The 11,360-nt window shown below is 45.1% G+C and carries 14 protein-coding genes; 9 read left to right on the top strand and 5 right to left on the bottom strand.

Annotation, left to right across the window (positions count from 1 at the left end; genetic code table 11):
• The 6 genes from QXE01_09245 to QXE01_09220 all read left to right on the top strand — a co-directional run.
• A partial coding sequence (locus QXE01_09245; GenBank protein ID MEM4971423.1) for a radical SAM protein occupies window positions 1-855 on the top strand: 855 nt, incomplete at its 5' end.
• Between the two features lie 47 nt (window positions 856-902).
• The gene (locus QXE01_09240) at window positions 903-1,217 is read left to right on the top strand and encodes a hypothetical protein (protein MEM4971422.1); all 315 of its coding nucleotides are present in this window, start codon (window positions 903-905) and stop codon (window positions 1,215-1,217) included.
• Window positions 1,218-1,271: 54 nt separating this feature from the next.
• Complete coding sequence (locus QXE01_09235; GenBank protein ID MEM4971421.1) at window positions 1,272-3,203, top strand: S9 family peptidase; 1,932 nt, start codon at window positions 1,272-1,274, stop codon at window positions 3,201-3,203.
• 95 nt (window positions 3,204-3,298) lie between these two features.
• Complete coding sequence (locus QXE01_09230; GenBank protein MEM4971420.1) at window positions 3,299-4,462, top strand: NDP-sugar synthase; 1,164 nt, start codon at window positions 3,299-3,301, stop codon at window positions 4,460-4,462.
• A gap of 47 nt (window positions 4,463-4,509) precedes the next feature.
• Window positions 4,510-4,878 (top strand): DUF2095 family protein, encoded by a 369-nt coding sequence (locus QXE01_09225; GenBank protein ID MEM4971419.1) that lies wholly within the window; start codon window positions 4,510-4,512, stop codon window positions 4,876-4,878.
• The gene (locus QXE01_09220; protein MEM4971418.1) at window positions 4,841-5,443 is read left to right on the top strand and encodes a hypothetical protein; all 603 of its coding nucleotides are present in this window, start codon (window positions 4,841-4,843) and stop codon (window positions 5,441-5,443) included. Before QXE01_09225 ends, QXE01_09220 begins: the two co-directional genes overlap by 38 nt.
• Here QXE01_09220 and QXE01_09215 read toward each other — a convergent pair.
• The 5 genes from QXE01_09215 to QXE01_09195 are packed head-to-tail and all read right to left on the bottom strand — an operon-like array spanning window position 5,430 to window position 9,232.
• Window positions 5,430-6,155 (bottom strand): 50S ribosomal protein L2, encoded by a 726-nt coding sequence (locus QXE01_09215; GenBank protein ID MEM4971417.1) that lies wholly within the window; start codon window positions 6,153-6,155, stop codon window positions 5,430-5,432. The two genes, QXE01_09220 and QXE01_09215, sit on opposite strands and share 14 nt — an antisense overlap.
• Window positions 6,156-6,166: 11 nt before the next feature.
• Complete coding sequence (locus tag QXE01_09210) at window positions 6,167-6,454, bottom strand: 50S ribosomal protein L23 (protein MEM4971416.1); 288 nt, start codon at window positions 6,452-6,454, stop codon at window positions 6,167-6,169.
• Window positions 6,451-7,269 (bottom strand): 50S ribosomal protein L4, encoded by an 819-nt coding sequence (gene rpl4p / locus QXE01_09205; GenBank protein ID MEM4971415.1) that lies wholly within the window; start codon window positions 7,267-7,269, stop codon window positions 6,451-6,453. Before rpl4p ends, QXE01_09210 begins: the two co-directional genes overlap by 4 nt.
• Before the next feature lie 10 nt (window positions 7,270-7,279).
• Window positions 7,280-8,296 (bottom strand): 50S ribosomal protein L3, encoded by a 1,017-nt coding sequence (locus tag QXE01_09200; protein MEM4971414.1) that lies wholly within the window; start codon window positions 8,294-8,296, stop codon window positions 7,280-7,282.
• 45 nt (window positions 8,297-8,341) lie between these two features.
• Window positions 8,342-9,232, bottom strand: coding sequence for a putative RNA uridine N3 methyltransferase (locus tag QXE01_09195; GenBank protein ID MEM4971413.1), 891 nt, complete (start codon window positions 9,230-9,232; stop codon window positions 8,342-8,344).
• Between the two features lie 185 nt (window positions 9,233-9,417).
• On the opposite strand from QXE01_09195, the gene QXE01_09190 reads away from it, so the two are divergent.
• The 3 genes from QXE01_09190 to QXE01_09180 form a co-directional block, all read left to right on the top strand.
• A complete protein-coding gene (locus QXE01_09190; GenBank protein ID MEM4971412.1) occupies window positions 9,418-9,600 on the top strand; it encodes a chromatin protein Cren7 in 183 nt (60 codons plus the stop codon).
• A gap of 114 nt (window positions 9,601-9,714) precedes the next feature.
• A complete protein-coding gene (locus QXE01_09185) occupies window positions 9,715-11,031 on the top strand; it encodes an NADP-dependent malic enzyme (GenBank protein ID MEM4971411.1) in 1,317 nt (438 codons plus the stop codon).
• A 6-nt stretch (window positions 11,032-11,037) separates the two neighbouring features.
• The coding region (locus tag QXE01_09180) for a GNAT family N-acetyltransferase (protein MEM4971410.1) at window positions 11,038-11,360 on the top strand (323 nt) is incomplete at its 3' end.

The raw sequence follows: 11,360 nt of genomic DNA, 5'->3' as shown, positions 1-11,360 counted from the left end.
GCATGGTTCTGCCCAGCAGGAACAGGCTGTGGCTTTCCAACATACTCATATACCCAGGGGCCTGAGAAGGGCTATTACAACCTAGCACTATTCTTCTATGGATGCTCATTCAACTGCCTATTCTGCCAGAACTGGACACATAAGGAGCTCAATATGGCAAGGGCGGTACATGTAAACGAGATCGTGGAGCTAACACTGAGAAACGAGAAGATCTCATGCTGGTGCTGGTTCGGAGGATCAGCAGAGCCCCAGCTACCATTCGCAATAAAAGCCTCGAGACTCATACTCGAGAAGAAGCCGAGCAAGAGGATCCTTAGGATATGCTATGAATGGAATGGAGATGGAAACCCATGGCTGGTTAGAAGAGCTATGGAATATGTGGTCGAGAGTGGGGGAAACGTTAAATTCGATCTAAAAGCCTTTGACTCAACACTCCACAAAATACTAACTGGAATGGATAACAAGAGGGTATTAGAGAACTTCGAACTAGTCTACAGAGAATTCTACCATAAAAGACCAGAGGTACCTGTGCTCGGAGCAACAACCCTCCTAGTGCCACATTATATAGATGCTGAAGAGGTGGAGGCAATAGCAGAGTTCATAGCAAGCCTAGATGATACAATACCATATAACCTCCTAGTATTCCACCCAGACTTCATGATGAACGATATCCCGCCAACCCCTGCGAAACAGGTTTTCGAGTGCTATGAGGCTGCGAAGAAACACCTTAAAAATGTGAATATAAGCAACCTACACCTCCTCGGACTAAGGAGATCATCGCTTACATGGGGTTTAAGATATCTTCACAGCAGAGCATCATCTAAAGCCACTGAATATAGCGCCTCTGTCTCTTAGTATCAATATATAGCCTAGGGATATAGATTAGATAGAGGTGGATATAGATGAGCAGTCAGATCACCCACCCCCATATAAGGATCAAGCTTGAGAGCTTCGAGGACATGGTGCTATTCATGCTAAGCAGAGTAGCCCCGGGCTTCCCACTAGTTACTATAACCTGTGTTGAGAGCGGGTGCTTCGCACTATCACCACTATCCGAGAGGGTCTTCGTAATAATAGAGTCTCCCCTTCCAAAGAGCAAGGACTGTAAATACTACTATATAGATGATTCAGGGGTTGTCTCATGCTCCAATAGACCAGTTATAGGGAGACCAAACCTAACCACGGTTAGGGTTAAAGAGTATAGCTTTAGCCTATAGATAGCTAAACAATAGTTTTATAAACATCCCTTCCACCATATAGCTGGTGGCATTATGCAGCGTGATTTAAAGCCTGAGGATCTCTCTAACATAGTGCTAGTATCGAACCCATCGATCTTCCCCGATAAATCCAAAGCCCTTTTCACAGTAACAAGGATCTCCCTTGAGAGGGATAGATATGAGTCGAGCATATGGCTCCTAGACCTAGCAACTATGGAGTACACACCGATAGAAAACGGTGTATATGATAAATGCCCAGCACCGGCACCTGATGGGAAGAGGTATGCCTTCATATCGAGGAGAACCTTGAAGGAAGAATCGAGAGGGGCTGAGATCTGGGTATCGAGGATTGGGGGTCAGCCGAGGCTTATAACGATATTCGATCTAGGTGTTAATAGCTTCTCCTGGTCTCCTGATTCAAAATATCTAGCAGTTGTAGCCAATGATGGGAAGATCGAGGAGGATGTTAAGGTTATAGATAGGATCGATATATGGTTTAATGCTGAGGGCTATACATATTCGATCCAGAGAGGGCTATACATAGTGGATGTGGAGAGCGGCAATAGAGAGAAGATCTCTAGAGAAGATGTAAGGGTTAATATAGCCATGTGGAGCCCGGATGGAAGATATATAGCCTATACAGCTAGCATAGATCCCGCTACACCCTATATACACCAGCTATACCTATATGACCTGGAGAAAGGAGAACATATAAAGATCGCCGATGGGATTACGATAAACGGCATAGCCTGGTCGCCAACATCAAAGAGAATAGCTGTGATAGGGCATAAGAGGGAGAGGGGTTTTGCAACACATAATAGACTAATTATATACAGCGTCTCGGGAGAAGAGCTGCTAGATACGAGGGGAAGACTCGATAGGAACTTTCTAAACACAATAAACACAGACGTTAGAGGCCCTACATGCTCTCCAAACCTGATATGGGGATCCGATGATAAGATCTACTTCATGATCTCAGATGCTGGAGAGGTGTATGTTGAGGCATATGATCCTACTAAGGATGTTTTCGAAACATATATGAGGATCAGAGAAGGGGTTATAGATGAGTTCAGCCTAGTAGATGGTGAGATCGCATTGGCAACCGCGATGAACCCTGTAGAGCCTAAGGAGCTCTATATAATGAGAAGGGGATCTATAGAGAAGGTGACAAGCTTCAACTCGTTCTTCATAAAAACACATAGGCTCTCGAGACCCACATACTATAGGATAAGAGCCAGCGATGGGGCCTATATAGATTGCTGGATATTAATGCCAGGTAGAAAAGATAGGGAGAAGATCCCGGCGATCCTCTATATACATGGGGGGCCGAAGACTATGTATGGGTGGAGCTTCATATATGAATTCCAATATCTAGTCTCAAGGGGCTTCGCACTAATATATTCAAACCCGAGGGGTAGCGATGGATACTCCGAGGAATTCGCAGATATAAGGAAGCATTATGGAGAGAGAGACTATATGGATCTAATGGAGGTTGTTGATGAAACGCTGAAGATATATAGCGATATAGATCCCGAGAGGCTAGGCGTTACAGGGGGTAGCTATGGAGGCTATATGACAAACTGGATCATAACCCAAACCGATAGATTTAAAGCAGCGGTAACCCAGAGATCTATAAGCGATTGGATCTCGATGTTCGGCACAACAGACATAGGACACTACTTCGTCCCAGACCAGATAGGATGCATACCATGGGAGAACCCAGATAGATGCCTCGAGAAAAGCCCTCTAAGATATGCCAACAAAGTTAGAACCCCAACCCTTATAATACACAGCCTGGAGGACTATAGATGCTGGGTAGACCAGGCAATAGCATTCTTCAGAGCCCTAAAGCTAAATGGTGTTAAAACGAGGCTAGTGCTATTCCCAAAGGAGAACCACGAGCTAAGTAGAAGCGGTAAGCCAAGGCATAGGGTTGAGAATATAAAGCATATCTCAGGCTGGTTTGAAGAGCATCTCAAGCAATAGTATTTCTAGCCTCGCCCTGGTAGCGCTAATAAGCGAACTCTATGGAACCAAATCTCTTTATCCCCCTATCAGCTATAGGGTTGGAGATGCTCTAGATGAATAACACAAAGGTATTGATCCTAGCTGGGGGTTCTGGAAGGGAGATGGATCCCCTTACAAGGGGTGAGCCAAAGGCCTTTCTAAGGATCATTGGGAGGAGTGTGATCTCTCACGTAGTATCGAGGATCATTGCTTCAGGCTATAGAGAGATATATATCGTATCGGATAGACCGGATACGATGGAGAGAGAGGTAGGGGAGTATAGGAGGCTTGCAAGGATAGAGGTGATCGAGCAGAAGGGACATGGTGTAGAGGCCGCCCTACTCTCGGCTAGGAATAGGTTGAAGCTAGATCCTGGTGAGAGGTTCCTACTAGTATATGGGGATATATTGGTAAGCCCTTCAGCATATATCTCAACCTATATGGCATCCCTAGAGGAGGGTTTTGAAGGCGCTATGCTAGCTGTGCCAGAGATACCCCTTCCAAGCCACGGGGTTGTTGAGGTCGACGAGTGGGGTAGGATCGTGGCTGTTAGACAGGCTAGCCCAGCCCAGCCTGGTAGGGTTGAAGCAACATATATATCTGGCGGAATCTATGCCCTAGATCATACTATATTTGACTACACAGAGGAGCTAGGGGATATTGTGGCTGCATATAATAAGATCGTGGGTAGCAAGAGGATCAAGGCGATATTCTGGGGTCACTATTGGGTTAACATAGGCTCGCCATGGGATCTTCTTACTGCTAGCTATCACATACTCAGCGAGCTAGATAGAAGCTATATAAGCTCTAGAGCCTCCATAGCTAGATCTGTTATTATAGAGGGCCCAGTGATTATAGAGGATGATGCATCTATAGACCATAATGTGGTACTTAAAGGCCCACTATATATAGGGAGGGAGGTCTTTATAGGGGTTAACACCTTTATAAGAAACTCCACATCCATTGAAGAGGGGGCTATCATAGGCTCTTACTCAGAGATCAGTAGATCCCTCATAATGAGCAGCGCAACAATAGGTAGAGGAAGCTATATAGGCTACTCAGTAGTAGGTGAGAAAGCAGTGGTAGAGCCCAACACAATAACCTGGAACATAGCTGTGCATCCAGAGAGAAGGGGGCTTGCAAGGGGTAGGGAATATGCAAAGATAGGATGTATCATTGGAAAAGGCTCCAGAGTAAAGGCGGGGACTATAATAAACCCTGGGGAGGTGATAGTATAGCTCTATCCTTATTTATCCCCAAGATCTAAAATCTACTGGTAGCCAATATGGAGTGGGATAGAGAGAAGTTCAGGAAGATGTTTCCAAATCTCTACAAGGAGATAGAGGGTGAGGTTCGAAGCATAAGGCTAAAGGATCTATATAGAGATCCTTGGAGAGGCTATCAACCATCACCAGAGGACTTCATAACAAGGGCAAGGGATCAGAGGGAAGCTGAGGAGGTCATAGACTATCTAGAAAGAGTAGGGGAAATCACTAGGGAGAAGGCTTCAGAGCTAAGGGAAAAGCTAAGGAGAGAGGGGATACAGGCATTTGGTGAGAAGAGAACACCTGGATACTACTTTAGAAAAGCTGAGGAAAAGCTGAGAGAGGAGCTAGATGTTGGGGGAGAAGAGTCGCGGGATATGCATAGTTGATCTAGACGGTGTTCTCTTCGACGTCTCCAGAAGATTGTTGATAGCTGAGCAAGAGGCTAGAGGTGATAGAAATAGGTTTTGGGATATATTTCTGAGAGAAGATCTCCTAGACCTCGACATACCCAGAAAAGCGGGTGTTGAAGCCCTTCAAAGATGTACCGAGAAGGGGTTGGAGATACTTATACTTACAGGAAGACCAGAACATCTGCTCGATAAAACTGTGGAGCAGCTATCGAGAATAGGTGTAGAGCTGGGCAAGGGGGTATATATGCTTATGAGACCCTCGAAGAAGGCTAGAAATAGAAACCCCTATAGACCCCCGATAAACATTCCTAGGGTTCATGAGATGCTTGATGCAAAGTCCTTCAAGGTAAAGGTGATAGAAAGGGTTGCCGAGGTATATAATATAGCTGAGATCCATGAGGATGATGAGGACATATTGAGGGAAGTGAGTAAAAGATGCCCCGGGATAGCCCTGTATCTACATGTTGGTGATAGCTATAAGGAGTATAGAAGGGCTAGGGATCTGACGAGCTATTCGTCTAAAAACCCTACCTCTTCTTAAGCCCAGTCCTCCTAGCAGCTATATGCCCTACCTTCCTACCTGGTGGAGCATTTCTAGACACAGTTGTTGGGTGAGACTCGCTCTGGTGGGAGCCTCCACCGAACTTATGGGATACAGGGTTCATAGCAACACCCCTTACTCTAGGCCACTTTCTAGCTGTAACCTTGTATTTATGGTAGGCAGCACCAGCCTTTAACAATGGCTTCTCAAGCCTTCCAGCACCTGCTGGTACACCTATAGTGGCTCTACATAGATCCATTAGCTCTACAACTTTACCGCTTGGTAGCTGTATTAGAGCCTTACCCTGGCTCTTGCTTATAAGCACTGCATAGCTCCCAGCCCTCCTAGCTATTTTACCACCATCACCAGGTCTTCTCTCGATATTACAGATCTTCGTCCCCTCCGGTATAGCCCTGAGAGGCAGTATATTACCAGGGGACACGGGGGCCTCAGATCCGATCATGATCTCCTGGCCCTTGCTCAAACCCTCAACAGCTATTGTATAGAACTCTATACCATTCACAGTAACTATCTTTGCAAGGGGCGTCCACCTACCAGGATCGTGAACCAGCTCCTCCACATAGCCTACAATGGTCTTCTCCCCGAGCTTCTCAACAGGCGGGTATCTAGCAGGTGCTACCCTAAGATGGGATGGTGATCTAAATGTCGGCGATCCCCTGCCAGCCCTCTGCTGTAAGAGCCTCTTGCCCATCTACACCACCTCTAGAGCAGCCCTAACTTTGTAGCGATATCGGAGGCTTTATATTCATCTGAGAGCCTTACATACGCTTTTTTCTCACCACTCCTCGTTATCAGGGTTCTCACACTGATAACCTTGACATTATATAGCTTTTCAACGGCCTGTTTAATCAGCTTCTTATTAGCATCCCTAGCCACTATGAATGTCAATGTGTTCATCCTCTCTATGAGTAGGAGCGCTTTCTCACTAGCTACAGGCCTTATAATTATCCTCTGAAGATCTATATTAGATGTTGGAGCCTCCTCACTCATATATAGATCACCTTAAACCTATTCCCAATCTCCCTCAAAGCCTCCTCGGATATAAGCATTAATCTCCCCGGAACGCCTCCAGGGGCTAGATGCTGTATTCCAAGACACCCTATATGGGCGACATCAACACCCGGGAGATTCCTGAAAGCCTTAATCGCACTAGCATCTTTCCTCGAAACAACAACTAGCACACTCTTAGGCTCAACATATCTCCTACCCCTCCTCTTACCCTTACCAGATCTTATCCTTATACCATCATACGCTCTCTCAACATCCTGCCACAGCCCTATCCTATTAAGAAGATCTTTAGCCTGTTTAGAGCTAGATATATTTTCCATATCATTAACAACGACAACAGGTAGTGAGAGACTCTCAGGAACCCTGTGACCCCTTCTAACAACGAATTCCCTAAGAGCTGTTGCTGCAATTGCACTGGCAATCGCATAGATCCTCTCCCTCTTATTCACCTCCTCCTCAACAACCTTCATAATTGTTGGTGCATGAGCCCTTCTACCACCCCTTGTCATAGGAGCTATAACAGCCCTCCCATTATCAAGCCTGGGCACCCTCGCAACGCTATAGCCTATACCCCAGCTCTCGCCAACCCTCCTCTTACCGGCTAGAGGATCTCTCCCCTGGGGCTGTATAGCTGCTGTGAGAGCCGCGTGATGAGCCCTCCTAATAATATCGATTCTTATTGGTAGTGTGAAGACGTCTGGAAGCCTTACCTTAGAGACAACCTTACCCTCTAGATCATATATATTTACCTCCGGAGCATCTCTCATCCTTGGAGATATTATCTCTACTACCCCCATACATATCACCTCATATCTTGGGCTCGAGAGAGATATATACTATTCTAGGTGCACCGCTAACCATATATGGTGGCTTTCTAACCGGGTATCTAAGCACTAGAGGTCTCTTAGGCGTTCCTGGGAGGCTCCCATGTATTAGGAGATAATCAGATCTTACAAGACCATAGTGTGGGAATCCACCTAGTGGGTTTATCTCTTTGGGATCAGATCCTATTTTAAGGATCCTCTTGTTATACTCAGTCCTCCTGTGGAACCCCATCTGACCAGGCTGGGGAACCTCTGAGAGAGCACCCATAGCAGGGCTTCTAGCACCAACCTTCCTACTACCCTTCCTATGCTTATGCCATCTAGGCAGCTCCTTAACACCGAATCTCTTTATAACCCCCTGGAAGCCCTTACCCTTTGTAACACCTATCACATCTATAAACATGCCTGGCGTAAACACCTCGGAGACCTTGATCTGGTTACCAAGGATCTTAGATGCATATTCAATCCTACTCTGGATATCGCTACCACCAATAGCTATTTCCAAGATATCTGGCTTCTTCTTCTCCAAACCCCCAACCAGCTTGGGCTGTGTCGCAACTATAACAGATACCCTGCTAATCTTCGATATAGCATCCATAGCTAGCTTCAAAGCCCTATCAAGATCGTTGGGCCTGAATGTAGAGATCTTCCTATATATCTCGAGCTCCCTCGGAGGATCGACCCACCCCTCTGTAAGGGTATAAAGCCCCCTATTAGGATCCCTACCATAGACCCTGAATGCAAGGGGTATTATCGGGGGCGCCTCAACAACCGTTACAGGGACAAAGATCTCCCTACCCTGTGTCGGGCTACCCTCCCTATCATCTATAATTATAGCATGTGTCATCCCAACCTTATAGCCTATAAAGCCTAGGAGGGTAGGTCTATCTAGCTGAGGCTCCGGCCAACTCCTCACCCTGGGTAAGAGTCTCGACGCCCTCTTCCTAGGCCTAAACCCCAGGCTACCCCTTCTAGGTGCTGAGAACTTTCTATGGCCCAACCGCTGTCACCAGTTCTGCGCCTGGTGATTCTCACTATTGAGAGCTTATATCTGTTTAACCCTATAGATGATACTATTGATCATAGCAAGAGTTATATATATTGCCTCATAGGTTCTTATACTCCTCACACCCTGCAAGGGAGCACTATTAAACTTAAGATGAGGAATATCCTCTAAATTCCACCCCTCCTCCAACGCTATTTCATCAGGATCTTTCTCAGGCGATCCGAAGATTAGTGAAACACCGATCTCAGCAGATCTCAACCTCTCTAAAAGAACATCTATATCATGAGCCCCTTTCTTAGTCGCAACTATGTAGAGCTCGCCTTGAGAAGCCCTAATAGATTCTCTTAAGCTTCTATATGTCTCAACCCTATAGCCCCAATATATCTTTCTAATCTCCTCAACACCTGCAATACCCTCTACACGCCCACCCCTCGAGACCCGGATATATATGATCTCACCAACTCTAGGCCTTATACTACTATCTATATCTATACATTTCTCACCATCTAAACCCGGATCTAGGCATACCTTGTTCTTCATAACATTAGTAACCATAGCAGGCCTAATATGATCAACCTCTATATCCTCTTCAGTTGGGTGAGAAGCTATAGCTAGTGGTGGTAAAACACCTACAGCCCTGAGATCTCTATCTATTCCAAATAACCTCTTTCTTAAATATGGAGGTGCCAATACATACTCTAGGATCTTTCTAACTAACTTAAGATCCGAGGCGCTGGACCCAGGATCCCTATATAGTGCTATCCTATTAACCCTAAATATAGCTGATGCCCTTGCAACAAGACCTATAACCAGGGTTTTCTTAACAATCCCATGCTCCACCGAGACTATCGATGCTGGTACATGAATCGAGAGCATTATATTCCTAGCGGGGGGAGGCCATATAAAGTATTGTGAATAACCCTCTCCCATGTATATTCCCAAAGGCTGTAGAGGCATAGGGAGATAAAGCCATGCTGCACCATAGATCAGCCCCTTCTAAAGAATCTAAATCAATATCTATCACGTAGGAAATACATGTAGCCTCTATAAACCCCCAATAAACACCTAGATAACTTTTATATTGGCCATGGTATAGATTCTATGTGGGAAATACCATGGTATGTAAGAATAAGGTTAAAGTAAAGGATACAACAACAGGTAAAGAGGTGGAGATAGCCCCAGAGAAGGTGTGGCAGCTAGCTCCAAAAGGTAGAAAGGGTGTTAAAATAGGACTCTTCAAGAGCCCAGAAACCGGGAAGTATTTCAGGGCTAAACTCCCAGATGACTATGTATGCTAAAGATAGAGATAGAACCCCCATCTCTAAATATAAACATATATTTATTTTTTAAAACAGAAACTGTTATGGGGATTCTCTTTGACCCCATATATAGGCTCTGATGAGGGTAGCTCAATATCCACAGATAAATGGTATGCACTTTCCCTTAAGCTTCATAGAGAATATAGGGGTAAGATCGAGGTTATTCCAAAGGTCCCCGTGAGATCTCTAGAGGATTTCGCAATCTGGTATACACCTGGGGTTGCAGAGCCCTCGAGAGCTATATCGAGAAACCCGGATCTAAGCTTCACACTAACATCTAGGTGGAATATGCTAGCAGTAGTCACAGACGGCTCAAGAGTGCTTGGGCTAGGAAATATAGGTCCTGAGGCGAGCTACCCTGTCATGGAGGGCAAGGCATTCCTTTTTAAATACCTCGGAGGCGTTGATGCAATCCCCCTGCCTATAAGAGCTAGAGATAGGGATGAGTTTATATCAATTGTAAAGAGCATAGAACCCGCCTTTGGAGGTATAAATCTAGAAGATATAGAGAGTCCAAAGTGCTTCTATATATTGGAAAGGCTTAGAAAGGAACTCAATATACCAGTATGGCACGATGATCAACAGGGGACAGCTACAGCCATCTTAGCTGGGCTTATAAATGCTTTGAAACTAGTTGGGAAGAAAATATCCGATGTAACAATAGCATTTATAGGGGCTGGAGCATCTAATATTGCTGCTGCAAACATAGTGATTAAATATGGCGCTAAACCAGGCAATATAGTTCTTGTAGATTCAAAAGGGATTCTCCATAGCGAGAGAGAGGATATAGATAAGCTTATGTTTGAGAATCCATGGAAATACGAGCTCGCGATAAAGACAAATGCTGATCATAGAAGAGGAGGTATAAGAGAGGCATTAAAAGGGGCAGACGTGGTTATAGCAGCATCTAGACCCGGCCCTGGGGTTATAAAGAAGGAGTGGATTGAAGAGATGAATAAAGATCCCATAGTATTTGCTCTTGCAAACCCAGTGCCAGAGATATGGCCATGGGAGGCTAGAGAAGCTGGTGCAAAGATCGTTGCTACTGGTAGAAGCGATTTCCCAAATCAGATCAATAACAGCTTGGTATTTCCATCAATGTTTAGAGGTGTTCTAAGTGTGAGAGCTAAAGCGATAACAGATGAGATGATAATAACATTCGCCGAAACACTGGCAAGATATGCTGAGAAGAAAGGGTTGAGGGAAGACTATATAATACCTACTATGGAGGAGTGGGATGCATATATAGAAACAGCGCTAGCTGTTGGATTAAAGGCTATGGAGCTGGGTATCAGCAGGATCACGATCTCGAGAGAAGAGCTTCTCAACGATATCAGAGAAACAATACTCTCATCAAGGGCTAAATATGAAGTGCTTATGAAAGCCGGGTATATAAGATCTTGGTGGTGAAGCAACGTGGCAGTAGAGAAGGGAGAATATACTATAAGACATGCGAGGAAAGAAGATATAGATCAGATCTCAGATCTGATCTTAAGACTTAAGAAGCTTAACGAGGAATTCGATCCACTTTACACGGTAAGGCATGAGGCGCCTGAGATTGTAAGGAAATATGTTTCGGAATCATTTGATAAGGAAGATGTGATAATGCTTGTAGCAGACTCTCTAGGCAAGGTAGTAGGGGTTATAAGGGCTGAGATAAGGTCGAGGATCTTCTACGATCCCCTTATGTCTGGGGTGATAACCGATCTATATGTGCTTCCAAGCTATAGAAGAAAGGG

The organism is Sulfolobales archaeon (assembly GCA_038897115.1).
Lineage (GTDB): Archaea > Thermoproteota > Thermoprotei_A > Sulfolobales > AG1 > AG1.
This window is presented reverse-complemented; position numbering and strand designations above follow the sequence as displayed.

Coding starts and splice junctions, on each gene's coding strand:
- rpl4p (MEM4971415.1), bottom strand. CDS start 7,269: ATGGGGGTAGTAGAGATAATATCTCCAAGGATGAGAGATGCTCCGGAG.
- QXE01_09215 (MEM4971417.1), bottom strand. CDS start 6,155: ATGGGCAAGAGGCTCTTACAGCAGAGGGCTGGCAGGGGATCGCCGACA.
- QXE01_09220 (MEM4971418.1), top strand. CDS start 4,841: ATGTTGGGGGAGAAGAGTCGCGGGATATGCATAGTTGATCTAGACGGT.
- QXE01_09230 (MEM4971420.1), top strand. CDS start 3,299: ATGAATAACACAAAGGTATTGATCCTAGCTGGGGGTTCTGGAAGGGAG.
- QXE01_09235 (MEM4971421.1), top strand. CDS start 1,272: ATGCAGCGTGATTTAAAGCCTGAGGATCTCTCTAACATAGTGCTAGTA.
- QXE01_09210 (MEM4971416.1), bottom strand. CDS start 6,454: ATGAGTGAGGAGGCTCCAACATCTAATATAGATCTTCAGAGGATAATT.
- QXE01_09225 (MEM4971419.1), top strand. CDS start 4,510: ATGGAGTGGGATAGAGAGAAGTTCAGGAAGATGTTTCCAAATCTCTAC.
- QXE01_09240 (MEM4971422.1), top strand. CDS start 903: ATGAGCAGTCAGATCACCCACCCCCATATAAGGATCAAGCTTGAGAGC.
- QXE01_09195 (MEM4971413.1), bottom strand. CDS start 9,232: ATGGGAGAGGGTTATTCACAATACTTTATATGGCCTCCCCCCGCTAGG.
- QXE01_09190 (MEM4971412.1), top strand. CDS start 9,418: ATGGTATGTAAGAATAAGGTTAAAGTAAAGGATACAACAACAGGTAAA.